Below are 25,948 nucleotides of genomic sequence, written 5' to 3'. Positions count from 1 at the left end.
GCACAATTGCTATGTTCAGTGACTCGGTAGCAGCGATTTCTCCTGGCCGAGATAATCCTGCTCGAACACCTCCGGCGGTACCGCACGAGCGAACAGAAAGCCCTGCAACACATCCACACTCGCCGCACGCAGCCAGGCATATTGTTCTTCATTTTCAACGCCTTCAGCCACCATTTTCAGATTGAGGCTACGCCCCAGCTGGATGATGGCCGATACCATACTGGCGTCTTCCGGCAGCGTGTCGATAAAGATTTTATCAATCTTCAGGATGTCGACCGGTACCGACTTCATATGTTGCAACTGGCGCAGCCCGGCGTAGCCCATGCCGAAGTCATCCAGCGCAATCCTTACCCCGGCGTTACGCAGCGGACGCAGGATCGCCACCGCGGCTTTCGGGTCGTCGATACGGCGGCTTTCGGTCACTTCCAGCACCAGCGTGCCGGGCGCGATGCGGTAGCGGTTAAGCAACGCCAGCATGTCGGAGACCATATCGTGATGTAGCAGCTGCAACGCGGAGATATTTACCGACAGCGGCAGCATAATGCCGCGCGATTGCCACACCGCCAGCTGGCGGCAGGCTTCTTCCAGCACCCAATGGCCAACGGTAACCATCAGGCCACAGGACTCAATACTATCGATCAAATCGTTGGGTAACGCCCAACTACCGTCCGGCTGACGCTGGCGCAGCAGCACCTCGGCGCTACACACCTTGCCGGTGGCAGTATCCACCTGCGGCTGAAGCCAGATAGAAAACTGTTGCGTATCGAGCGCCGTCAGGATATCGCTCTCTTCAGTCAGCCGTTTCTGCGCCTTGATCATCTGTTCAGGGTCAAAGAACTCGATCTGGTTTTTGCCCTTACGGCGTGCGGTAAAGGCGGCGGAGAGTGAACGTCGGTAAAGCTGCTCCGCCGTCAGACCATCGTTAGACATGGCGATACCAATGCTGGCGCTCGGGCGGAGCTGAATCCCCTGCAACGGTAAACGCTCATTCATGATAGTAAGTACTTGCTGACTTAATGTAATGGCGTGCCACGGTTCTTTAACGCCGTAAGCCAGAATAGCGAAGTCATAGCCGCTGACCTGCGCCAGCACCATACGCGGCGAGATCACCTGTTTAATCTTCTCGGCGAGCGTCAGCAGCAACATTTCGCGCTGCGCCTCTTTCAGTACGCCTGCAGTGTCCTGCAGGGTTTCGCAGGCAATCGCCAGCAGCGCCACCGGCGTTTTGCGCGCCAGACTTTGCTCCAGTAGCCCCAACAAGAACGCTTTGTTCGGCAGGTCAGAAACCGGGAATCGGGTCGATTGGCTGCTCAGTTCGTCGTACTGGCGTAACAGGGCCTGCTGGTTACGGTTATAGCTGCGGACCAACGTGCCAATTTCATCATCATGGTGCAGGCGCGGCAGCGTCAGCTGATGCCCGATGCGGTCCGCCCCCGGTAAGTCGTGAATCTCATAAGCGATACTGCGCAGCGGCCTGACGATAAGCCGGTTAATACACCAGGTCAGGGCAACGGTCAGAATCAACACCAGAAGAAAGTAAGCGGTCACTATCGTTGCCAGCGCGCTCATCACAAACTTATACATACGCCAGGAGTCGGCCTGGAGCACCAAATAGGCCAGCGGCTGCGGGTTTGCCGGCCGTTCAAGCGAATAGAGCGGCAGCGATATCTGCACCGGCAGTTCGAAAATACGGGTAATGCTCACCGGAACGGGGCGTTCCGGGATAAAGCTCATGCGCAGCGCCTGAAACTGGTTTGGCAATACCACGTCCGCCCGGCTAACAATACCTGACGGCTGAATACGTCCAAGAATGGACTCTGCTTCCGGGATATCGGCCTTAAGGATGGCTGCGGAAAGGGGTTGGCGCACCGAGCGCGCGATACTCTCTAATTGCGTAGCCGTGTTATAGCGATCCTGCTGCACAAAATGGAACAGCAAAATAAAGCAAAATATGAACAAAAACAACATGGTAACAACAGCAACCATAGCCATTTGTTTTATAGTAAGTGAACGGCTGACGCGCAAAAGAGCTCTCCACAGGTACGAACGTATTGCTCAGGCATTGAGAATAACGAGGCTGGCGGCAAAGTCAAAACGGACTCTGGCGCGATAATTATAACCCGGCGTCAAGCCGGGTTATATAAGACGAATACCTATATCAGGATAGATGAGGTTACCAGTCAGCGTACGGTACCAGCGGCTGCGGCGGCATGTCGAGGTCACCCTGCCATCCGGCGGCGGAGTAACGCACGTACAACAGCGCATGGCTTGGGGTGTAATCTTTGGCCTGCTGAATATCCACACCCGCGCCGATAAACCAGTTGGACGTGACCCGACGTTCGACGAGGGCCCGCGCCGTGTAGCCGAAGCCCTGGCTACTGCCGCCGCCGTTGGTATCATCGCTCGCGTCCTGCTTCCATTGCGACGGAATCAGATTCATCAGCGGATAACGTGGCTCGGTTTTCGTACGTGAATGCGACCAGGAGACAGATCCCCCCAGTTCCCACGACCAGTTTTCCGTGCGTTGGCGCCAATTCACTGGCACGGCGAAGGAAACGTACTCCTGCGGGCTGTAATAGCCGCCCTGACCTAACGTATAGCCGCTCAAATCCTTCTGGTAGTGCCAGATCATGTTGTTCAGCCCGACGGTTACCCGACGGTTGTTCTCGTTGACAACCTTGTAGTAGTAGCCGGTCATCCAGCGCACGCGCCAGTTGTCGGCGACGTTTTTGCCGGTCAACTGATCGCCGCTCAGCGAGGCCCATACGCCGTTGGCCTCACCTTTATCGTAACTCAGGCTCAGACCGCCGCCGTTAGCGCGCACGCCACCCCAGGTCGTACCGGGATGTGCGCCGCTGCTGTTGTCTTTCTGTCCGCCGAAGGCCAGCAGCGAGCTGGAAATCGGTCGACGGTGCGCGTTGAGCGTGTAGCCCAGCGGGCCGAGATCGTTGCTGTAGCTCAGGCTACCGACCACATCGACAACGTTAAAGCCAATCGGCGTGGTACCGATATCGGCGTTCCAGGTATCATTTTTCCAGCCCACGGCCACGCTGGCGCCACTATCGCTCTGATGCGCAGAAGCATGACAACTGGCTAAATCACAGGTCCCCCACTGCTCCTTATGGTAGCCATTTTTGTCGGTGGAGAAACTCCCGGCATCCATATTGACCAGATCGGAGCGGAAGAACATTCGCCCGTCAGCAAGCGGCGCGTCCACCTGTAACATGGTGGTGTGCGCTTTCAGATCCGAATAACCGCCCGTACCGCTGGAACCCCAGTAATCATGCTCCAGCGTGACGTTCAAATCCTGCTGACGATATAGGTCGGCCGCATCGCTGCGCACGCCGCGCTTGAGCCAGTCATCTTTTTCATCGTTACGCGTCAGGCGGGTAAAGGTGTCATTATCCTGCGGTCGCGTCGGGGTAACCTGCGCCGCCACCATGGCATCTTTGTAGGTTTCCAGCGCCTGCTGCGGGTTGCCGTCCTGCGCCTGATAACGCGCCGCGTCGCGCAGCACCATCGCGCTTTCCATCGATGGCGGCTGCGCTTTTGCCTGCGGCACCAGCGCGGTCAACATTTTCTGGGCCGCGCCCGTGTCGCCCAGTTGCGCACTCACCAACGCAATACGGCGCTGGGTACCGAGCGAACGCTCACCTTCTGCCGGCAGTTCGGCCAGTTGCTGGCGCGCCGCCAATGCGTTGCCGTCAGCCGCGTAGACCTCCGCTAACCCCAGGTGGGCATCCTCATCATGAGGGTCTTTCGCCAGCACCGCGTTGTATTCGGTCAACGCTGCGGCGCTGTCACCCCTCTGCTGGGCCCAGTCGGCAAGGGTTGAATGAATGCGTGCAGACTCCGGCTGCTGTTTCAGCAACGCGATGGCCTGCGCCTCTTGTCCATCGTCGCGCAGACGGTTCGCCTGGGCAATCAGTTGGTCGCTGCGCAGACGCTGATCCAGCTCGCGAATGTTGTCCGTCCACTGCGACGACGGCAGCGCGGCCAGATGCGTCAGCGCCGCTTGATCCTGACCGTTGCCGGAGAGATACAGCCCGTAGGCGTAAACCTGATCGGCGTCGGTCGGTTTCTTATGCGCCAGGTTGAGCATCAGACGGTCGGCTTCGCCGCGTTGCCCCGCGCTCACCAGGTCGCGGGAAAGGCGATAGGTGATCCACACATCGTCCGGCGACAGCGCCAGGCGCTGACGCTGAAGCGTCGCCGCCTGCGCCCACTCACCGCGGTTTTCCAGCGCTTCTGCCTGCTGTGAAAGCCGGTCGTTAGTCAGGCTGCGTTCGATATCATCAATACTGCGACGCTGGCTGGCCGAGAGACCATTAATAAAAGCGGTCGCTTTTTCTGGCGACTCGGCGCGATAGATATTGGCCAGCCCGCGCACCGCGCCGCTGTTGCCACGGTCAAGGCGCAGCGCCTGTTGGTAATAGCGCTCAGCCGCAGCGGTATCTTTACGGGCTATCGCCACGTCGCCCAGCCCTTGTACCGCATAGCTGTCGGTGGCATCCAGCTTACGCGCCTGCTGGTAGAAGCTCTCCGCCTGCGCCAGATTATTGGCTTTCAGCGCCGCGTCGCCTTTGCGGATCAGCGGCCAGTACAGCTCCCAGGTTTGCGGCTTGTTCGCTTCCGCTTCGGCCTCTTTCGCCTTCGCAAGGAACACCGGATCCGCCAGCTGTTTTTGCTGCTCGGCCAGCAGCGCACGGGCGCTGTCCGCCGATTCGCCGCTGGTGAAAATTAACAGGTAACGCTGTAGCGCCTGCACGCTGGACGGGCTGGCAGGCTGGTTTTTAATGGCCTTAAACCAGAGGTCGGCTGCCGGTCCGCGACCGCCCGCCGATTTCGCCATCTGTTCGAGTACCGCAAATGCCGCATCGCGCTGGTTGTCGGTCAGGAGCGTATTCGCCAGCGTCATTTGCAGGCCAACGTTGCCGGGGTTTTTCTGGTTCAACGACTGCAGTTGTTTGAGCGCTTCGTTGTGCCGGGCGGGCAGTTTCGCCACCGCAGTCCAGTACTCCACGGCATAGTCGCCATCTGGCGGCGGGCCGTTAAACGCTTTTTCATACTCCGCCAGCGCTTCCGGCACATGGCCGGTGGTGGCGAGTAAACGCGCCTGCTGTAGCGACTGACGCCCGGCATCGGTGTTCAAACCAATTTCCGCGCGCGAGGCGTTGTACTCCGTGGAATTGGGCGCGACCTGCGCCAGTTTTTTCAACTGCGCCTGCGCACCCGCGGTATCCCCCTGACGCAGCATGTAGCGCAGGCGAGCCGCCAGCACCTTCGGGTTATTGGGGTTAATCAGTTCTAACCGATACAGCGACTGCTGCACCAGATCCTCACGTTTGCTGGCTTCGCCAAGACGCACCTGGTTGAGCAACTGCTCTTCCGCCGAGGTGTCCGCGAAGACCGGCTGTACCAACGACAGCCCCAGAGAGAGGGTGAGTAAACTTAGTGTGAACTTGCGCATTCCTGGCCCCAGTCAGGTAGTAATTCGCCGCGGGCGCTGAAGCGAAAACGGTGTTGATCCCAGCCCTGACCAAAGAGGGTCAGAACATAACTATAATAAGCATCCGCGCCGGGAAAATGGTCGGTAACACGCTGGCGCTGAACGGCCTGAGCATCACGATCCTGTAAGAACGGCAGCAGTGAAGCCGAAAAACCAACCGGGCCATCACCGGTCACTTTCCCCGTGGCGATCGCCACTTTCTCCGGGGGACGCCCCTGCCGGGCGGTCTGCGCCGCCATTGGGTTAAAGCGTTTAAGCAGACGCGCTTTTTGCGGGTCTGCGTCGTTCATCATTCCCACCCACAAATAGACACGAATCGCATCATAGCCGCCGATCACATTCGCCTCTTTTAGCTGCCAGCCCTTCGCTTTTTCGTAGCTCACCCAGTCCGGCGAAAAGCCTTTCGGGGCGGTATCAAGCAGCAGTTTGAGGTTGGTATCGCGCAGCGTAGTCCACGGCGCGCCGAAGTGGCTGAAATACTGCGCCACCTGAGGAGGGAAGTAGCTGGGGTTAAAGCGCCAGCGCGTCTCTTCGGCAAAACCGACGCGTCCCGGCAGAAGCATTAGCCCCAGACCCGGTACATTCACCACTTCATCGGCAGCAATCTTCGCCAGCAGCGCTTTGCCGGTGTCGGTATAGTCGTCGTTTTTCCACAGTCGACCGGCCTCCAGCAACGTCCAGGCAATCCAGATATCGGAGTCAGACGCGGAATTGCTGTCCAGCACCGTCCACGCCTCTTCGCTCTTTTTACCCCATAACCACGCCGGAAGATGCTCGCGCAGTGAACCTTGCGCCAGATTGTTCTGCGTCCAGTTAAACAGAGTGGCGAACATCTGACGATCGTTGGCCGCGAGGGCAAAGAACAACCCATAGCTTTGCCCCTCTGAGGTGGTGATTTTGCGAGAATCACTGGGATCGATCACCCGCCCTTCTGCACTCACGTAATCCTTTTTAAACTGCTCCCAGGCCGGCCAGTCACAGGCAGCCTGTACCTGACCGCCAAGGGCGCACAGCAGAACGATCCAGCTCAGCATCTTCATCGCGGCTTACTCGTCTTCCGGATCCAGACGACGACGGCTGATGATACGCAGCAGACGCCACAGTACCCAGGCCAGCAGCACGATGCTGATCGCCGCGAAGATAGCCAACAGCACCGGATGGTTGGAAAGCGCAAACCAAACGCGTTCAAACCACGGCAGGTGGCCGACGTAGTAGATATCCCCTACCCGCAGGCTGCTGACGCCGGATTCACGAATCACCGATACCGAACCAAACATCGCCGCGCGTTTACCGCTGTCGTTCAGCGCGCCATTCAGCAAGTTATAGCCGCTGGCGCTGTCCGCCAACAGGGCGATCACGCTACGTTGTTTGTAATAAGGCGATTCAAAACCCACCACCGCGGCCATCGGCCCTGAGGAGGTAATGCCCGTTTGCACGCTGGCCTGGCGGTCATCCTCATCCATATAGATGCTCGGCAGGTCGTGGTGGCGCACCGGCGTTTTCACCCAGCTTTGCGTCGCATTGACCAGCAGGTCGATATGCTTGTCGTCTTTGAGCTGCTGCGGAATAGAGCCAATCAGCAGCAGGTCGGCATCTTTACTCTTAATCTGGCTACCCTCATCGACAATGGTCATGCTGGTGCCCGCCAGACCGGTTTGTCCGCCCACCACGCCCACGGTATTCAGCAGCGTGCTGACCTGTGCTTCAGATGGCGTCTTCGGCATCACGATGACCGTATCGGACAGGTCCGCCATACGGGTGAACGGGAAGCCCGCGTTAGCAAAGGTGCGCAGATCCGGCATCGGCAAGAAGTGGTAATAGTCTGAGAAGTCGATCGTCGAGTCATCGCCAATCACCACGTGGTTTTGTACCGGCTGGAAGGTAATACAGTTTTCCAGCGTACCGCCTGGCATCGGGTTCATATACTGGAAGTCAAAGCGCAGCTGGTTCATCGCCCCCAGGCGCAGCGCCGGGATGCTAATGTCATTCTTGCCATCCAGCAGACCTTGCAGCACCGGCAGGCGCAGCATCAGCTTGTTAACGTCCTGAGTACTATCCAGGTTAAATGACTGCAGGAACTGGTTGTTGAGGCTGATGTCCATCCGCGAACTGTCTTTGACGGGCGGCATGGTGTAGCGATATTTCAGATCCATATCGATGCCAGTGCTGCGCATCAAGTACAGATCCGGCGGCAGATTCAGCGACAGGTTGATGGAGGCAGGCTCCAACCCGGTAGACTGTAGCTGCTGTTCGTAGGTTTTCAGCTCGCCGAAGGTGACCGGACGGTCGGTACGTACCCAGTTCGGCGCATCGTACGGCACGCGTGGCCGCAGCGGCTTCACTTCATCAACGGTGACGCTATCACCACGGAACAGAATGTTGCCCGAGGCAATGCCCTGCGCCGCTTTCAGCAAATCTTTATCGTCACGGCCAAACACCACCAGCAGCTTCATATACGGGTTGCCCGGGTGGTCGATCATCTCGATCGTCGGCGCATTGACCGCCGGATGATCGCGCAGGAAGTCCGGACGACGATCGTTGGTGGCAAAGACGATCGCGTTACGCTCCGGCAGCGTGTTAAACAGCACCGGGAAACTCTGTCCACGCCAGCCCGCTTTCGCGCCAAACCACGAGGCGATAATGCCCGCCGCCTGCTGCTGTTGCAGATCGGGCGACGCGGCAAAGACCATCGGCAGCTCCAGCGCGCGGTTGTCGCGCGTGTCAAAGAACGGCACCGGGAAGTGGGAAAGATCGTTACGCACTTTCAGCGAGCGGTAGGTCAAATCCAACGAGCTATTACGCGCCACGTCCAGCCAGACGGTATTGTTGGCCGGGTTTTCGCACACATCGCGGTAGTGGCCGATAAACTCCAGGCGAACGCGGTTAAAATCGGTGATATACAGCGGATCGACGGCGATCTGCGCGGTCACTTTTTTACCTAACTGCTCTTTGGTCACCGGCAGGACGTCCATCAGTTCATCGTTCAGATAAACCTTCAGCTGCGAGGTAATCGGCAGCAGGGACGGCGACGGGGTGTAGGTCAGGTTAAGCAGCGCCTTAGACACCACTTCGTCGCTGCGCATGCCAAACTCCACGCCACCGTCCGGATTCGAACCGCGCAGCACCATGCTGCCCGGCGGTGGCGCAATCTGGGCGAAAGAAAGCTTTACGTCACGGCTTGGCGCATCTTCCACCACCACCGGCGCGGCGTCAGGCGTAGGCGCCGTCGCGTCCTGCTGAACGGTGGGCGTCACCGACACCTCTGGCGTCGTTTCTGAATGCGTCGTGAGCGGCAGTAAACTGCCCATACCCACCGCCACTGCACAAATCCAGGAAAGGTTTCTTTTCATCGCATAATCATCATTATTGTTGAGCCAAAGCCGATAGCGGATGCTCGACCACCGCGTCACGTTCCGGACGACGCGGTACAAACGAGGCCACCCACGCCACCAACAAGGTGAGCGACCGGAAAATTTCCTTTGCCACCGGCGGCGCAAACTCGGCCAGGTGACGATAACCACGGAACCCTAACTTCAGAATATCGAACAGACTTTCCAGCGGTTTATCTTCCGGGAAGCTGTCCTGCCACAGCGCCCACGTATCCGCGCGCGCAAAGGTACACTGTACAAAGTCGATATGCTGACGCGTGCTCATCGGCAGCAGCTTGAGGCCGACTTCGCTGCCCAGCACGCGCACCACCTGCGTCGGGAAGACATATTCCTGCTGGCCGCGTTTTAGCAGCAAATTCACCTTCTGCTCTTCCAGCACCTGAGCGTCGCCGTTGATACGAATGCCGACGCCACCGTCGGAGAAGTCGTGTACCGTACAGGAGAACAGATGCCCGTCTTCACGGGAAATCGCCCCCGGCATTTTGATTTCGACACGATGCGAGCGGCGCACCTGCTTGCTCTCAACCGACACGGCAACCGCGCCGCCGAGAATAATCAGGTTATAGAACACCCAAATCAGACTGATCCATACGGTGAGAATTTCGTTCTCCGGGCCGTACATATAGCGCCAGATGCCGAACGCCACGCCAACCAGGTTTAACAGCACAAGGAAGATATACGGTCTTGAGATCACCCAATCGACGTACTCTTCCTCCACCAGGCCGCCCTTAGCGGTCACGTTGAATTTGCCTTTATGCGGGTTAAACAGCGCTACCATGGTCGGCGGCGCGATGTACCAGGCCAGCACCGTTTCATAGATTTCACTCCAGAAGGAGTGGCGATATTTACCCTGAATCTTCGAGTTGGTGAGGCTGGCGTGAATCATGTGCGGCAGCACGAACAGCGCAATCATCAACGCCGGGGCGTAGATGATGTAAGCGTGTAGCAACAGGAAAGCCAGCGGCGCGGTCAGGAAGATCAGCCGCGGCACGCCCGATAAGAAGTGGAACATGGCGTTGAGATAGCAGAGCCGCTGCGGCAACTTCAACCCTTTGCCCAACAACGGGTTATCCATACGGAAGATCTGCACCATCCCACGCGCCCAGCGAATACGCTGGCCGATGTGCGCCGACAGGCTTTCCGTCGCCAGCCCCGCCGCCTGCGGCAGACGCATATAGGCAGAGGTGTAGCCACGACGGTGCAAACGCAGCGAGGTGTGCGCATCTTCGGTTACCGTTTCCACGGCGATACCGCCAATTTCATCCAACGGCTTACGACGGATGACCGCACACGAGCCGCAGAAGAAGGTCGCATCCCACATGTCGTTGCCATCCTGCACCAGGCCGTAGAACAGCGTGCCTTCGTTCGGTGTTTTACGGAAACGCCCCAGGTTACGTTCGAACGGGTCCGGAGAGAAGAAGTGGTGCGGCGTCTGCATCATCGCCAGCTTTTTATCCTTCAGGAACCAGCCCATGGTCATTTGCAGGAACGAGCGCGTCGGCACGTGGTCGCAGTCGAAGATGGAGACGAACTCGCCTTTCGCCAGCTTCAGCGCGTTGTTGATGTTCCCCGCTTTTGCATGTTCATGCGTTGTACGCGCGACATACTCAACGCCGACGTCTTTCGCAAACTGGCGAAATTCTTCACGGGCGCCGTCATCAAGGATCCACACTTTCACCTTGTCTTTCGGCCAGTCGATACCGAGTGAGGCATAAACGGTATTTTTCACCACGTTCAGATCTTCGTTGTAAGTCGGCACAAAGATATCGACCGTCGGCCATTCGTTCATGTCTTTCGGCAGCGGCACCGGATGACGATTCAGCGGCCAGACAACCTGGAAGTAGCCCAGTACCAGCACTATCCAGGCATAGGTTTCTGCAAACAGCAGAATCAGCCCGCATACAAGGCTGACGGGGTCGTTCCAGTTCAACGTCGAGGTATAGCGCCACCAGATGTAGCGGCAGGAGACCGTCAGCGACAGAACGATCAGCATCAGCGCGGAGAAACGACCGGGAATACGGCGCACCAGCAGGGCCACGCCCCACAACAGCATCAGGAAAATAAACTGTGAAATCGGGTTAAACGGCTGCGTGATACAAACCAGCGCCAGCAGCAGCGATAGCACCACGGCAACGCCAAGCACAAACCGTCGCAGTTTTGGGTTCAGGTGCGCCAGCTCTTTTTTATGGTCGAGATGGCCGGTTTGCGCGTTCACACGGCCCGGCAACGACTCCGCCCACTGGTTATAGCGTTCACGCAGGCGATCGACGCCGGCGAAAGGGCGCCAGGCCACGGCACGCCGGGTTTCCGGTGGTTTGCTGATGATGAGCCACAGTGCCTGCAGCAGGTAACGCAGCGGATCTAATGGCCTGGGACGCGCAAAACGAATATGCGGAAACAGCTCATCCTGACGTGCTTGCAGCGCCTGCCAGCGCGGGTTTTCTAGCGGCAAAAACATCCACGCCAGCCCGACCCACAGGCAAGCTAGCGTTGCGGCGAGCCAGGAAGAGCCAGCACGCCGATAGCCGATATAGCGCGCACGTAGCTGCGCATACACCGACGGGACGAATATCCAGCTGCTAAGGCGAATCATGATTCGCGCTCCTCCGCCGGGTGATGTCCGGCATAGTGCATCAGGCACCAGTTGGCGAGGGTGATCATCTCTTCAGCGGCCAGCGAGTCATGACGATACTCGCCCAACGGCTGCTTGCTGGCCAGGCTTTCGGCCATCGCCTCATCGCGATGGACCACCACCGGCACCAGATGGCGCTGTGTTTGCAGCCAGACCTGATACAGGTCTTCCTGCAGCGGGCTGCTCATGCGCAGGCCGTTAAGCAGAATATGGGTATTGGCAGGCAGCGGCTGCTGGTGCAAACGAATGTGGCAGTTGGCGTCCGGCTTCACGATGGTCAATGTATAGTGGCAAGCCTCAATAAGCGCAGGCGTCCACGGATAGAAGCCGTGCGGCACGTCGATCAGTATCCACTGATAGCGTCCCTCACGCTCCAGCGTCTGGACAATTTCGGTGATGATCGACAGCGTGTCGCTGAGTACGGCCACATTTTGTCGATCGCCGGGGTGCAGTTTGCCGAACGGCAGCAGGTCGATTTGCGCGGTATAGCGGAGCGCGGTATCGCGCCAGTCATTACCGTCCCGCACTGCGCGCGCCCAGCCGCTTTCACGAGCGATATCATCGTTAAATGACAGGCGCAGCATATTGTCGGGGCTGGCATCGATAACCAATACCGACTCCCCGAGCAGTTGCAATGACCACGCGAGGGCCGCCGTGATTGACGTTGTGCCCACGCCACCGCGCACGCCCTGTAATCCCAGAATAGCCATTCGGCTTCCTTATTTTTGTTCGGCTTTTTGTTCTGCAAACTCTGATAGCAGCGGCCAGCGCTTAAACGCCGCAGCTAATTTTTCACGCTGGGAAATATCAGTGTAATCTATATTGGGTAGAGAGAAAGCTCGGCTCAATGCGAGAAAATCATTCTGGAAAGTGTAACCGAGTTGCGAATCAACTGATGTCATAGGTTCGTTATCTGGCATTTCTTTACTCCCTCTGAAATCAAAGTACGAATGCGCCACCTCTTTCGACTGGCAACCTTTCCATGAAATTCGTTTATACTCATCATACTTCAGATGGCAATGAGCACATCCACTTCTACTCATTCCAGCCACATAGTTATGCAATTTCCAGGGGATTTACACACTTATCGCCTGACGATAACTCGAATTATTCAGAGTATACATGCTAAATCTGATGCTATTTAATTTCAATATTAGGTTTATTCTGGCGATGACACTAGTAAACTTATACGCAGGATTTTCGTCGATAAGAGGGACACGATGAACCCCATATTTTCGCTAGGTATTCAGTCGCTGTGGGATGAAGTGAGCCATATGCCCACAGGCGGTGTCTGGTGGATCAATACTGACCGCCATGAGGATGCCGTTAGCCTGCTAAATCAGACGCTTTCCGCGCAGCCAGATTCGGCCCATGTCGCCGTCGTCGGTATGGGGGGAAACCCCAATGACCTCATAGAGTTAAGGGATAATTCCGGGCCAAAAAAAATTGCGCTATTTACCATGCAGGATAGCCAGAATGGTCTACACTTTATGCGCCGCGATTTACTCTGCACGCTGGAGCCCAAAGATTATTTCGTTATCCTTTTATGTTCCCACAACGCCTGGGAAAATATATCGGGGAAAAAACTTCTCGATTGGGTAAACAAGTCTCAACAATGGGCGAAATACTACCATTGCACTCTTTTAGTTCTTAGCCCTGGCAACAATGCCGATGCCTTAACATCACATCTTCTGGGTGAATATCGTTCACTTTCCGGCCTCGCAAATTTACGTTACCAGGGTGATAGTCAACTCCTGGATATATCTTACTGGGCGAATGAAAAAGGCGTTAGCGCCCGTCAGCAGCTTTTAATTAAACAAAATGACAACGGCTGGCATTTAGCACAGGAAGAGGTTGCCAACGTGCAACCACGTAGTGATGAAAAAGAAGTTCTGAGTAATATCAATATTCTTGAAGGCGCACCGCCGCTGTCAGAACACTGGACGTTATTCGAAACCAACGACGCCGTATTTAATGCCGCGCGCACCGCCCAGGCCGCAACGGTCATATTCTCGCTCAACCAGAATAGCCAGGTCGAACAACTGGCCCACTATATCCATACCTTGCGTCGCCAGCGCGGAAGCGCATTAAAAATCATCGTTCGCGAGACCACGGCAAGCCTGCGCGCCACCGACGAGCGCCTGCTGCTCAGCTGTGGCGCCAACCTGGTAATTTCTGCAAACGCGCCGCTGTCTCGCAGCCTGACGTTGATTGAAAGCGTGCAAACGCAGCAGTTCAATCGCCACGTACCGGAAGACCTGAGCACTCTACTGGCCAACACGGAACCGTTGAAGCTGAAGGGTTATCAGAAGTGGGATGTATTCTGCGACTCGGTGCAAAAAGTGATCAACAACACCTTACTCCCCGCCGACAGCAAAGGGGTGATGGTCGCTTTGCGCCCGGCGCCGGGACTGCGCGTTGAGCAGGCGCTCACGCTATGTCGCCCTCACCGTATGGGCGACATCGTCACCATTGCCGACCAACGTCTGGTGTTGTTCCTGCCATTCTGCCGGGTCAATGACCTGGACAAAGCGCTGAACCATATTTTTCCGCTACCTACCGGCGATATTTTCTCTAACCGCATGATTTGGTTCGAAGATAAGCAAATTGCCTCCGAACTGCTGATCATGCGCGACGTGAAGCCAGAACTGTGGACCAAACCACTGCAGATGGCGCCAAAACCGACCAACGTCATCAACGCCACTTACGAGGGCAACGGCTGGCGTCGTTATCCCGAACCACTGCGTTTGTCCGCCGATACCGAAGAGAAATCGTCATGATGTCAATAAGCGATATTATTCAACTCGTGGTACTGTGCGCGTTTATTTTTTTCCCGTTGGGATATCTGACGCGCCACCATCAACGTCGGATTGAAAACGCCTTCCGCTTGATGTTTCTTAAACCCCGTTATGTTAAGCCAGTAGGCGTATTGCGCCGGGATCTGGCCGTCAGGGCAAAATCAAAAAATGACTAATTCGACGCAAAACGCCACCGCGACGCCTTCTTCCTCCTGGCATTACTGGCGGGGCCTATCCGGCTGGAACTTCTATTTTCTGGTCAAATTTGGCCTACTGTGGGCCGGATACCTGAATTTTCACGCCATGCAGAACCTGGTATTTATGGCCTTCCTGCTGTTCCCGTTGCCCAACAGTCGGCTGCACCGTTGGCGACACTGGATTGCGATACCTATCGGCTTTGCGCTGTTCTGGCACGATACCTGGCTGCCGGGACCGGAAAGCATTATGAGCCAGGGCTCGCAAATTGCAGGTTTTAGCGCCGATTACATTTGGGACCTGATCACGCGTTTCATCAACTGGCAGATGGTTGGCGTCTTCTTCGTACTGCTGGTCGCCTGGTTGTTCCTGAACCAATGGATTCGTATTACGGTATTTGTTGTCATCGCCATGGTGTGGATTAACCTGAACGCGCTCCTTGGTCCCTCGTTTAGCCTGTGGCCTACCGGGCAAAATGCGACGGCGACAACCGCCAACACGGCAGCGCCAACGGCAACAACAGGCACAAGTGCAGCTGCAAACAGCGATATTCCGGCACAAACCGCCGCGCCGACATCCGATAACCTGAACGCCTGGTTGAACAGCTTCTACACTGCGGAGAGTAAGCGCGTCACGACTTTCCCAACGGAGTTGCCAGCTGACGCTCAGCCATTTGACCTGCTGGTTATCAACATCTGCTCGCTGGCAAATTCCGATCTCGAAGCTGCCGCGCTGATGCAACATCCGCTGTGGTCGCACTTTGATATTCGCTTTAGCAACTTCAACTCAGCCACCTCTTACAGTGGCCCGGCGGCGATTCGCCTGTTGCGCGCCAGTTGCGGTCAGCCATCACACACCAGCCTGTATCAGCCCGCGGGCAACCAATGCTATCTGTTCGATAATCTTTCAAAACTGGGCTTTAAGCAGAACCTGATGCTCGACCACAACGGTGTTTTCGGCGACTTCCTTAAAGAAGTACGTGAAAACGGCGGCATGCAGAGCCCGCTGATGGATCAGAGTAAACTGCCGGTCAACCTGCTGTCATTCGACGGTTCGCCGGTGTATGACGACCTCGCCACGCTGAATCGCTGGATGCAGTCTCCGGATATTCCTGCGGGTGGCCGTTCGGCGACCTTCTACAATATTCTGCCGCTGCACGACGGTAACCATTATCCGGGTCAGAGTAAGACCGCAGACTATAAAGCCCGTGGACAGAAGCTATTCGATGAACTGGATGCCTTCTTTACCGAGCTGGAAAAATCAGGTCGTAAGGTGATGGTAGTGGTCGTTCCTGAGCATGGCGCGGCATTGCAAGGCGATAAGATGCAGGTTTCCGGCCTGCGCGATATCCCAAGCCCGTCGATTACCCACGTTCCGGCCGCCATCAAATTCTTTGGTATGAAGGCGCCGCATCAGGGTCCGGCAATCGACATCACCCAGCCAAGCAGCTATCTCGCCATTTCCGAGCTGGTTGCCCGCGCGGTGGACGGCAAGCTGTTCACCGAAGACAGCGTTGATTGGTCCGCGCTGACCAGCAACCTGCCGCAGACTGCCGCCGTGTCGGAAAACTCCAACGCTGTGGTAGTGCAATATCAGGGCAAACCATACGTGCGCCTGAACGGCGGTGCCTGGGTGCCGTATCCGCAATAACCGTTCATTGGGGTTAACGAAAAAGGCCGCAGAGCTTCCTCTGCGGCCCGGTTCGGGCGCATGTGCCATTGCAGCAGCCACGACGCCCCGTCAGCTTAGAACCTGAAGAAGTGACGTACCAGCGCGACCACCAATGGGCCGACGATGGAGGTCACAACCGCAAGCACTAATGCCTCGTTGAGCGTCATACAACCGCCTGTATTGCAATGGCAACGGTTCGCGGCTATCCTCTTGTTGTGGAGCAAGTGAATGGCCCTCGTTATGTTGCCGGTTTATACCAAACAACGTGCGGGGGCTTTCTCTTTCCAGCAACTCATGCCGCCGGGGATCAAGCCCCCGCAACATTGCGCCTCACCGGAAACGCCGGCTTACTTCTGATACTACTGCAAACAATTCCTCAACTCGCCACTCTGTGCGGGGCGGATGCTTTTTTCGGAATTCAGCCCGAAGCATCAACGAAAAAGGCCGCAGAGTTTCCCCTACGGCCCGGTTCGGGCGCATGTTGCCACTGCGGCAGCCACGACGCCCCGTCAGCTTAGAACCTGAAGAAGTGACGTACCAGCGCGACCACCAATGGGCCGACGATGGAGGTTACAACCGCAAGCACTAGTGCCTCGTTGAGCGTCATACAACCGCCTGCATTGCAATGGCAACGGTTCGCGGCTATCCTGTCTTTGTGAAGAGATGTGGATGCCCTCGTAAGTTGCCAGGTTAAAACCAAACAACGTGCGGGGGCTTTCTCTTTTCAGCAACTCATGCCACCGGGGATCAAGCCCCCGCAACATTGCGCCTCACCGGGAAACCCGGCTTGCCGTCAATAATACGGCAATCGACCTTCCAACTCGCCGGAAGAGACTCCTTTTCAGAATTGCGCCCGAAAACAAAAAGGCCGCAAAGTTTAACCTCTGCGGCCTTTAAGATAGTCAGTATGTTACACGCTCTTTTCTGGATTCTCATCCTGGTCAACGGCAAAGCATGCCACCAGCTGACCGCCATAATCTTTAAGCTGCGGTTGAAGCTGCGTGCACGGCCCAAAGCGTCGACGGCAACGCGCGTTGAAAGCGCAACCCGGCGGCGGATTCAGCGGGCTTGGCAGCTCACCGGTCAGTTTGATGCGCTCGCGGCGATCGTCCGGATTCAGACGCGGCGTCGCGGAGAGCAACGCCTGGGTGTACGGATGACGCGGGTTGTTGAAGATCTGGTCTTTCGTGCCCTTCTCCACGCAACGGCCTAGGTACATCACCATAACTTCGTCGGCGATGTGCTCCACCACCGACAGGTCGTGGGAGATAAAGACGTAAGAAAGCCCCAACTCCTGCTGCAAATCCATCATCAGGTTCAGCACCTGCGCGCGAACGGAAACGTCGAGCGCGGAGACCGGTTCGTCGGCAATCACCACGTCCGGATCGAGCATCAGACCACGAGCGATAGCGATACGCTGGCGCTGACCGCCAGAGAACATGTGCGGATAACGGTCGTAGTGCTCCGTTTTGAGACCCACTTTCGCCATCATCGCCAACGCTTTTTCACGGCGCTGCTCTTTGCTGAGCGAGGTGTTAATCAGCAGCGGCTCTTCCAGAATCTGCCCCACCTTCTTACGCGGGTTCAGAGAACCATACGGGTTCTGGAACACAATCTGGATTTTCTGCCGACGCAATTTTTGCGCGTGTGGATCGTGCTTGAGCAGATCCTGCCCCTGGTAGTACAGCTCGCCGCCGGTTGGCACTTCAATCATCGTCAACAGGCGACCCAGGGTCGATTTGCCGCAGCCGGACTCGCCTACTACGGCAAGCGTTTTGCCACGCTCCAGCGTAAATGACACGCCGTCCAATGCTTTCACCAGGCGCTCAGGAGCAAACATCCCCTTCTTCACCGGATAGTGTTTTTTCAGGTCAATTGCCTGCAGCAGCGGCTGCTGCGAGGTGGCCTCGTGCGTACTCATAGTGTGGGCCTCCCGGCATCATCGAGTGGATAGTGGCATTTCGACTGGCGAGCACCGTCAACGGTATTCAGCTCAGGCTCTACGCTGCGGCATTTATCCGTCGCATAGGGGCAACGCGGGTTCAGCAGACAGCCGTTCGGGCGGTCGTATTTACCCGGCACAACTCCCGGCAGCGAAGCCAGACGCGCTTTATCCTGAGCAAATTCGGGTAACGCGCGCAGCAGCGCCTGAGTATAGGGATGGCGCGGCGCGCGGAAAATGTCGCTGGCCGCCCCCGTCTCTACCACCTGACCGGCGTACATCACGATGATTTTGTGCGCAGCTTCAGCCACCAGCGCCAAATCGTGAGTAATCAGGATCAGCGCCATGTTCTCTTTCTGCTGTAATTCCAGCAGCAGCTCGATAATCTGCGCCTGAATGGTCACGTCGAGCGCGGTGGTCGGCTCATCGGCAATCAGCAGCTTCGGACGGCAGGCGATCGCCATGGCGATCATCACGCGCTGGCTCATCCCGCCGGACAGCTGGTGCGGGTAAACATCCAGACGTGATGCCGGATCCGGAATCCCGACCTGATTCAACAGGTCGATTGCCCGCTGACGGCGCGTCTGTTTGTTGCCGCCCTGGTGCACTTTAATCGCTTCCATAATCTGGAAGCCGACGGTGTAGCACGGGTTCAGGCTGGTCATCGGATCCTGGAAGATCATCGCCACTTCGGCGCCCACCAGATTGCGACGCTCTTTCTCGGAGATACGCTTCAGATCCTGACCGTTAAACATCAGGCTTTCAGCCATAACGCGGCCGGGATAATCAATCAGCCCCATGATCGCCAATGAGCTAACAGATTTACCCGAGCCGGACTCGCCGACAATACCAACGACTTCGCCCTGACTGACGCTATAGCTCACGCGGTCTACGGCTTTAAACGGTGTGCCTTCGTCGCCGAAGTGCACCGATAATTTATCTACATTTAATAACGCCATCTCGAACCTCTTACTGCTTCAGTTTGGGATCGAGCGCGTCACGCAGACCGTCACCCATCAGGTTAAATGCCAGCACCGTCAGCAGAATCGCCAGCCCCGGGAAGGTCACCACCCACCAGGCACTTTGGGCAAACTGCAGAACGTCAGAGAGCATGGTGCCCCATTCCGGCGTAGGCGGCTGTGCGCCCATCCCCAGGAAGCCGAGGGCAGCCATATCGAGAATGGCGTTAGAGAAACCGAGCGATGCCTGAACAATCAGCGGCGCAAGGCAGTTTGGGAAAATATTGACGAACATCTGGCGCATCGCCCCGGCGCCCGCGACGCGGGAAGCGGTTACGTAGTCGCGGTTGACCTCCACCAGCACGGCGGCACGGGTTAGGCGGACGTAGTGCGGCAAGGCGACAAAGGTTAACGCCAGCGCGGCGTTGCCGATCGACGGGCCGAAGATAGCCACCAGCACCAGCGCCAACAGCAGGCTAGGCAGTGCCAGCATAATATCGACGACACGCATGATGATGTTGTCGACGAGGCCGCCAAAGTAGCCCGCCACCAGGCCAAGGATGATCCCCAGCACCAGCGACAGCACCACCACCAGACAGCCAACCAGCAGCGACAGACGCGCACCGTACATCAGGCGCGACAGCACGTCACGACCAACGTCATCGGTGCCCAGCAGATGCGCCAGACTACCGCCGTCCTGCCACGCAGGCGGAGCCAGCAGCGAATCGCGGAACTGATCCGCCGGGTTATACGGTGCAATCCAGTTGGCGAAGATGGCAATAAACAGCACGATAACCACGTACACCAGGCCAACCACCGCGCCTTTATTGCGCTTAAAATAGTGCCAGAATTCCTGTAATGGGGTCATCGGCACCGGTGCTTTATTCTCAGTAACTTGTGACATGACGGCCCCTTACTTCTTATGACGAATGCGCGGGTTCACCACGCCGTACAGCAGGTCTACCAGCAGGTTGACGAGGATAATCATCGTCGCCACCAGCAGCACCCCACCCTGCACCACCGGATAGTCACGGCGTTGCAGCGCGTCAATCAACCAGCGCCCCAGCCCCGGCCAGGAGAAGATGGTTTCCGTCAGAATCGCACCAGCCAGCAGCGTACCAACCTGCAGGCCGATAACCGTCACCACCGGCAGCATCGCGTTACGCAGCGCGTGCACGATGATGACGCGCATGCGGGTTAACCCCTTGGCGCGCGCGGTACGGATATAGTCTTCACCCAGCACTTCCAGCATGGATGAGCGGGTCATACGCACAATTACCGCCAGCGGAATGGTCCCCAGCACGATAGCCGGCAGAATCATATGCGCCAGCGCATCGATAAAGTTGCCTTCTTCGCCCCAGATAGCGGTATCAATCAGCATAAAGCCGGTAAGTGGGTTGGAGTCGTCAAGGAACACCATGTCGCTGACGCGCCCGGAAACGGGGGTCAGGTTCCAGTGCACCGACACCAGCATGATCAGCATCATGCCCCACCAGAAAATCGGCATGGAGTAGCCGGTCAGCGCCAGGCCAACGGCGGTGTGATCGAAGATAGAACCGCGCTTCACCGCGGCCAGCACGCCCACCGGAATCCCCACGGCGACGGCAAAAATCATGGCGCAGATACCGAGTTCCAGTGTCGCTTTAAAACGCGGCACAAACTCGTCCCACACCGGGAGACGACTCTTTAATGAAATCCCTAAGTCACCGTGCAGCACGCCCCAGATATAGTGGAGATACTGCTGCCACATTGGCTTATCCAGGCCGAGTTCAGCCAGCAGCTGGGCATGGCGCTCAGGGGAAATACCACGCTCGCCCGCCATAATCATCACCGGATCGCCGGGAATCATATGCACGAAGGCAAACGTGAGGAGGGTGATACCGATAAACGTCGGGATCACCAGACCCAACCGTTTGAGGATGAACTGCAACATAACCCTGATTCTCTCTAATGACGTCCCGCCTGGTCACAGGCCGTCTGTATTGCTCACAAATCTGCCGCCAGTTCTCAACACGAGAGGCGCAGATACGGCGCGGCTTCCCGCCCCAAAGGGGGCAGGAAGCATGCGCGGCCTGTTAAGGCGTCGTCTTTATTATTCGATCGATACGTTGTCGAAGTGGTGCTTGCCTAATGGGTCAACCACGTAGCCTTTGACTTCTTTACGCACTGGCTCGTATACGGTGGAGTGAGCGATGATCAGCGCCGGAGCCTGGTCATGCATCACTACCTGAGCCTGTTTGTACAGTTCAATACGCTTGTTGTGGTCGTCGGTCGCACGCGCCGGCTGAATCAGGTCTTCAAACGGCTTGTAGCACCAGCGAGAGTAGTTGGAGCCGTCTTTCGCCGCTGCGCAGCTGAACAGGGTCGCGAAGAAGTTATCCGGATCCCCGTTGTCGCCGGTCCAGCCCATCATCACGGCCTGGTGTTCGCCCGCTTTTGCTCGCTTGAGGTACTCGCCCCATTCGTAGGTCACGATCTTGGCCTGTACGCCAATCTTCGCCCAGTCAGCCTGAATCATCTCAGCCATACGGCGAGCGTTCGGGTTGTACGGACGCTGAACCGGCATCGCCCACAGCTCAACGGTGAAGCCTTTATCCTGGCCCGCTTCTTTCAGCAGCGCCTTGGCTTTTTCCGGATCGTAGCTGTAGTCTTTGACGTCGTCGTTATAGCCCCACATGGTTGGCGGGATCAGGTTCTTCGCGGCTACGCCAGCGCCCTGATAAACGGCTTTGATGATCGCTTCTTTGTTGACCGCATAGGTCAGCGCCTGGCGCACTTTCACGTCATCAAACGGTTTTTTCTCGGTGTTGAAGGAGAGGTAGCCCACGTTCAGGCCAGCCTGTTCCATCAGGTTGATGCTCTTGTCTTCTTTCATGCGAGCGATGTCTGCCGGGTTCGGGTACGGCATCACCTGGCACTCGTTTTTCTGCAGCTTGGCATAACGCACGGAAGCGTCAGGCGTGATGGAGAAGACCAGACGGTCGATCTGCGGCTTGGTGCCCCAGTAGCCCGGGAAGGCTTTGTACAGAATACGGGAGTCTTTCTGGTACTGTACCAGCTGGAATGGACCGGTACCGATTGGGTTCAGGTCCACTTTCTCCGGCGTACCGGCTTTCAGCATGTTGTCAGCATATTCTTTAGACAGAATAGAGGCGAAGTCCATTGCCAGGTCGGCCAGGAACGGCGCTTCCGGGCGAGTCAGCACGAACTGTACGGTATGATCGTCGACTTTTTTCACTTCGCTAATCAGGTCTTGCAGGCCCATGCCCTCAAAGTATTCATAGCTGCCGCCGGAGACTTTGTGGTACGGGTTCTGTGGGTTCTTCTGACGGTCGAAGGAGAAGACGATATCGTCGGCGTTCACGTCGCGAGTTGGTTTGAACTCTTTGTTATCCTGCCACTTCACACCCTGACGCAGGTGGAAGGTATAGGTTTTGCCGTCCGGGCTGATGTCCCATTTCTCGGCCAGACCCGGAATCACTTCCGTGGTGCCGGTTTTGAATTCAACCAGACGGTTATAGATAGGTACGGAGCTGGCATCATAGGTGGTACCAGACGTAAAGAGCTGTGGGTTAAAGCCTTCCGGCGAGCCTTCTGAACAATAAACCAGGGTTTTGGCCTGTACGCTGGCAGCAACGGTCATCGCGACCAGGCTGAGGCCCAGCTTCAGCATCCCTGACTTCTTCAAGGAAATACTCATTATTCTGCTCCAATGTGATATGTGTTGTTTTTACCCTTTGCATTGGGTTACACCGCCTGACCTTATTTTTTATTTAACCGGCTGGGTCGATGCATATAGAGGCGAGGGATTCCTTTCACTGGAACATCTGAGTTGCAGTGCGGATTCTCCATGAAATGCCCCTCATGCCGTACAATCTGTCAATAGAATGTGAAAACGTCAATACAGTTAACCGGGATTTGTACTGAAGGTGAGAATGGATGGGCAAAGATTAAAAAAACCCCGAAGCACTATTTTCAGCAGAGAAATTTATGCTATGGGCATGAAGGCAGAGTTATTCACTTAATACTTTGCAACATTCAGTGATTAACAATTAGTCATTATGTGAAAAATTTCTTTCGATATGCTGATTATCTGAGCGATTAATGCCGCGAACGTTAAAACGCACAGGTGAAAATGCTGAGGTTACCCATAAGTAGCGTGAAAAAAGATTCGTCTATGCATATAAAAATACAATGGAATATGTCACATAATTGTGAACAAACAGTGAGAGAATAGTTCTTTAGATGGATAAGAGCAGGCCAACGGCCCGCTCTCATAAACTTATGGTTTTACACGCGCCTGACTTCGCTTTTCACTCCAGTTAAACAGCGAGTTGACCAGAATCGCCGTCAACGTCCCCGCCGCCATGCCGTTACCAAACACCATTTGCACGCCTGACGGGAAATTTTGATAAAGACCCGGCACCAGAATAGGCAGCATGCCCATCGCCAGCCCCATTGCCAGCGCGTAAGTTTTGCCCGGTGTGTGCAACGGTTCACGAGCGATCATATCGATACCAATCACCCCGATAATACTGAACACAATCACCGCCGTACCACACACCACCGGCCCTGGCAGGCAAGTCGCAAGACGTACCAACGGTGAGAACAGCGCAATCAGAATCAACAGCAGCCCTGCTGCGGCGGTGACATAGCGTGATTTGACATTGGTGGTGCGCACCACACCGATATTTTCGCCGGAGGTAATAATTAGCGATGTCCCGAAAATCCCCCCCAGCAGCGACATAATGGCATCGCCGCGAATCGTACGCGGAATCGCTTCACGGACATTCTGCGTAGAATTAACAATCTCCGCCGTCGCAATCGTTTGCCCAGTTGCTTCAGCCATAGAAATTACCGCGTAAATCAGCAACGGCAACGAAGCGGAAAGGTTGAAAATGGGCCAACCGAAGGGGAACAATTGCGGAACGCTGAACAGCGGGCCGTGGCTCACGCCGCTAAAGTCGGCACTGCCCAGCATCATGCCCAACAGCGTACCGGCAAGCAGGCCAAACATCACAGCAAGCTGGCGCAGAATACCGGTAAAGACCAGCGCGAAAACCAGCGTAATCAGGATCGTTCCCAGCGATAAAATAATACTGGTCGGGTGAGCGAAATCCGTGCTTCCCGGCTGGCCAATAATCAATCCGCCGTAAAGACGAATCAGGTTTATCGATACCATCAGCAGCATGATGCCGATAATGAAGGGCGGGAAATGGTGCAGACAGCGGCGGAAAATGGGCAGCGCCAGAAAGTAGAACAACGACGTTAAGATAACCGCGCCAACGGCCGTCTGGATATTGGTTTGCAGAGCGATAGCGACAAAAATCGCGATCGGCGCGCCGCCGGGCACCATGATAAAAGGCAGCCGTGCGCCTACTCCCTTCACGCCCAGGCTTTGCAGAATCGCGCCCAGCCCGCACATCAGAAACGTGGCGCTCAGCACCGAAGCGGTCACCGCGTCGGTAAAGTGCAGCGCTTTGGCGATCAGAAAAACGGAAGTGATGGGGGTCGCGGCGACGACCAGCACATGCTGAAGCGCCAGAAGAAAGGTCGTTTGCCAGGGTAATGCATCGTTGTCCGGCGTGGTAAGGCCAGGTTGCGGCATGATTGCCTCCCGTTAAACATCAAAAAAATGACCGCCAGCACGCACTGGCGGCAGAGATTATTTCAACCAGGCAATCGCGTCGGCGGCATAACGATGCGCGCGGAATGCACTGTTCTGTTTTCCGGGAATAATGCCTTTGCTCAGGTGCTCCGGATACTCATTGAAGAACGGAATGATATATTCCCAAACCGTTTCCCCTTCCGGCGTCACTTCAAACAGACGACCAAATGCGGATTCACAGATAAAGGTGTTGCCGTTCGCCAGACGCTGCGCGCTGCCCATATAGGGGGAGAAGAAGGCCGGCGGGAAGATATCGCGATACTGCCAGGTAATGGCGTGGGTTTGCGGATTGAACTCCAGCACCGTGGAATGCGGCGAGGTCACGCCCGGACGCAGGTTGCCATTGTCAAAAACAAGAATCGACCCGTTCTCCATTTCAACCGGCGTATGCTGCTGCGCCACCACTTCCGGCCCCGCGTGCCAGACAACTTTGCCGTTCTCTTTAGATACGGCAATCACGCCAGACGTCGTGCGCAGGCTCATCAGCACCAGGCCATCGCGAGTCACCGACAGGCCGTTAATCATCGGCCAGTGGCGACGGTCAAAGATCTCATGAATCGGGAAATCTTCCGGATTCAAATGCTCCCAGGCGCGCCATTCCCAGACAACTTCACCGTCGCGATTGACCTCTTTGACGACGTCGCTCTGAATCACGCCGTCCGGCGCATCACGTCGCGGGTCGCCGCCGGTCACACGGGCAGCGATATCGGCAGGCAGCGGCGACGCGGCGGTATACAGCAGATTACCGTTCGGCAACCACTGCGCATCATGGTGATGGAAGATGTCTTCATAGTGCCAGACAATTTCGTTATCCGGCGTCACTTCGTAGAAATCACCGCCATGCCAGAGATCCCACGCGGGATAGAGATTTGCGGAGGTACGGTGGCTACCGTTATATCCCAGGTTACCGTTAGGCAGCAGCACCGCATCGCGCCCTGCACGTACCGGCAGCTGCCACTGATGCGCGACCTCACCCTGTTCATCAACCAGATAAACCCGCCCTTCTGCGGTTTGCGGGGCAAAGAGGGTATACCCGCCAAAACTCTTCTCTTTGTCGATAAAGGTGAGCCCGGATAGACGGCGTCCAAGCGTAAAAGTCGGATCCTGAGTTAAGTGTGCCACGTAGCCTCCAGATGGATAAATTTGCGTAAAAATACCCCATTAAAACGTTTTAATGAAGAATTT

Annotated in this window: 17 protein-coding genes; 3 read left to right on the top strand and 14 right to left on the bottom strand. The window is 56.4% G+C overall.

Annotation, left to right across the window (positions count from 1 at the left end; translation table 11 throughout):
• Positions 1 to 15: 15 nt before the first annotated feature.
• The 7 genes from hmsP to bcsR form a co-directional block, all read right to left on the bottom strand.
• Positions 16 to 2,025, bottom strand: coding sequence for a biofilm formation regulator HmsP (hmsP, locus tag GY169_RS01645; RefSeq protein WP_167574862.1), 2,010 nt, complete (start codon positions 2,023 to 2,025; stop codon positions 16 to 18).
• 148 nt (positions 2,026 to 2,173) lie between these two features.
• A complete protein-coding gene (gene bcsC, locus GY169_RS01640; protein WP_167574861.1) occupies positions 2,174 to 5,470 on the bottom strand; it encodes a cellulose synthase complex outer membrane protein BcsC in 3,297 nt (1,098 codons plus the stop codon).
• A complete protein-coding gene (bcsZ, locus tag GY169_RS01635) occupies positions 5,452 to 6,549 on the bottom strand; it encodes a cellulose synthase complex periplasmic endoglucanase BcsZ (RefSeq protein WP_167574860.1) in 1,098 nt (365 codons plus the stop codon). Before bcsZ ends, bcsC begins: the two co-directional genes overlap by 19 nt.
• Before the next feature lie 6 nt (positions 6,550 to 6,555).
• The gene (gene bcsB / locus GY169_RS01630; protein ID WP_167574859.1) at positions 6,556 to 8,859 is read right to left on the bottom strand and encodes a cellulose biosynthesis cyclic di-GMP-binding regulatory protein BcsB; all 2,304 of its coding nucleotides are present in this window, start codon (positions 8,857 to 8,859) and stop codon (positions 6,556 to 6,558) included.
• Between the two features lie 13 nt (positions 8,860 to 8,872).
• Positions 8,873 to 11,491, bottom strand: coding sequence for a UDP-forming cellulose synthase catalytic subunit (bcsA, locus tag GY169_RS01625; protein WP_163446849.1), 2,619 nt, complete (start codon positions 11,489 to 11,491; stop codon positions 8,873 to 8,875).
• Complete coding sequence (bcsQ, locus tag GY169_RS01620) at positions 11,488 to 12,240, bottom strand: cellulose biosynthesis protein BcsQ (protein ID WP_167574858.1); 753 nt, start codon at positions 12,238 to 12,240, stop codon at positions 11,488 to 11,490. The genes bcsA and bcsQ overlap by 4 nt, the downstream gene beginning before the upstream one ends.
• 9 nt (positions 12,241 to 12,249) lie before the next feature.
• Entirely contained in the window at positions 12,250 to 12,450 is a 201-nt protein-coding gene (gene bcsR, locus GY169_RS01615) for a cellulose biosynthesis protein BcsR (RefSeq protein ID WP_064541198.1), read from the bottom strand.
• Between the two features lie 300 nt (positions 12,451 to 12,750).
• Here bcsR and bcsE point away from each other — a divergent pair, with 300 nt between their 5' ends.
• The 3 genes from bcsE to bcsG are packed head-to-tail and all read left to right on the top strand — an operon-like array spanning position 12,751 to position 16,173.
• Positions 12,751 to 14,310: a cellulose biosynthesis protein BcsE gene (gene bcsE / locus GY169_RS01610; RefSeq protein WP_167574857.1), complete on the top strand. Its 1,560-nt coding sequence runs from the start codon at positions 12,751 to 12,753 to the stop codon at positions 14,308 to 14,310.
• The gene (bcsF, locus tag GY169_RS01605) at positions 14,307 to 14,504 is read left to right on the top strand and encodes a cellulose biosynthesis protein BcsF (RefSeq protein ID WP_163446853.1); all 198 of its coding nucleotides are present in this window, start codon (positions 14,307 to 14,309) and stop codon (positions 14,502 to 14,504) included. Before bcsE ends, bcsF begins: the two co-directional genes overlap by 4 nt.
• Complete coding sequence (bcsG, locus tag GY169_RS01600) at positions 14,497 to 16,173, top strand: cellulose biosynthesis protein BcsG (RefSeq protein ID WP_163446855.1); 1,677 nt, start codon at positions 14,497 to 14,499, stop codon at positions 16,171 to 16,173. The genes bcsF and bcsG overlap by 8 nt, the downstream gene beginning before the upstream one ends.
• 931 nt (positions 16,174 to 17,104) lie before the next feature.
• Here the strand turns inward: bcsG and dppF are convergent.
• The 7 genes from dppF to GY169_RS01560 form a co-directional block, all read right to left on the bottom strand.
• The gene (dppF, locus tag GY169_RS01590) at positions 17,105 to 18,115 is read right to left on the bottom strand and encodes a dipeptide ABC transporter ATP-binding subunit DppF (protein ID WP_163446857.1); all 1,011 of its coding nucleotides are present in this window, start codon (positions 18,113 to 18,115) and stop codon (positions 17,105 to 17,107) included.
• A complete protein-coding gene (gene dppD, locus GY169_RS01585) occupies positions 18,112 to 19,095 on the bottom strand; it encodes a dipeptide ABC transporter ATP-binding protein (RefSeq protein ID WP_167574856.1) in 984 nt (327 codons plus the stop codon). Before dppD ends, dppF begins: the two co-directional genes overlap by 4 nt.
• A gap of 10 nt (positions 19,096 to 19,105) precedes the next feature.
• Positions 19,106 to 19,999 (bottom strand): dipeptide ABC transporter permease DppC, encoded by an 894-nt coding sequence (gene dppC / locus GY169_RS01580; protein ID WP_064541183.1) that lies wholly within the window; start codon positions 19,997 to 19,999, stop codon positions 19,106 to 19,108.
• Between the two features lie 9 nt (positions 20,000 to 20,008).
• Entirely contained in the window at positions 20,009 to 21,028 is a 1,020-nt protein-coding gene (gene dppB / locus GY169_RS01575; protein WP_064541180.1) for a dipeptide ABC transporter permease DppB, read from the bottom strand.
• 159 nt (positions 21,029 to 21,187) lie between these two features.
• Positions 21,188 to 22,795 (bottom strand): dipeptide ABC transporter periplasmic-binding protein DppA, encoded by a 1,608-nt coding sequence (gene dppA / locus GY169_RS01570; RefSeq protein ID WP_163446861.1) that lies wholly within the window; start codon positions 22,793 to 22,795, stop codon positions 21,188 to 21,190.
• 582 nt (positions 22,796 to 23,377) lie between these two features.
• Positions 23,378 to 24,703 (bottom strand): uracil-xanthine permease family protein, encoded by a 1,326-nt coding sequence (locus GY169_RS01565; protein WP_163446863.1) that lies wholly within the window; start codon positions 24,701 to 24,703, stop codon positions 23,378 to 23,380.
• Between the two features lie 57 nt (positions 24,704 to 24,760).
• Complete coding sequence (locus GY169_RS01560) at positions 24,761 to 25,885, bottom strand: aryl-sulfate sulfotransferase (RefSeq protein ID WP_167574855.1); 1,125 nt, start codon at positions 25,883 to 25,885, stop codon at positions 24,761 to 24,763.
• Between the last annotated feature and the right edge of the window lie 63 nt (positions 25,886 to 25,948).

The organism is Kluyvera genomosp. 3 (genome assembly GCF_011765685.1).
GTDB classification, from domain to species: domain Bacteria; phylum Pseudomonadota; class Gammaproteobacteria; order Enterobacterales; family Enterobacteriaceae; genus Kluyvera; species Kluyvera georgiana_A.
Note: the sequence above shows the minus strand (reverse complement) of the source record. Positions and strands in the feature narration are given on the sequence as shown.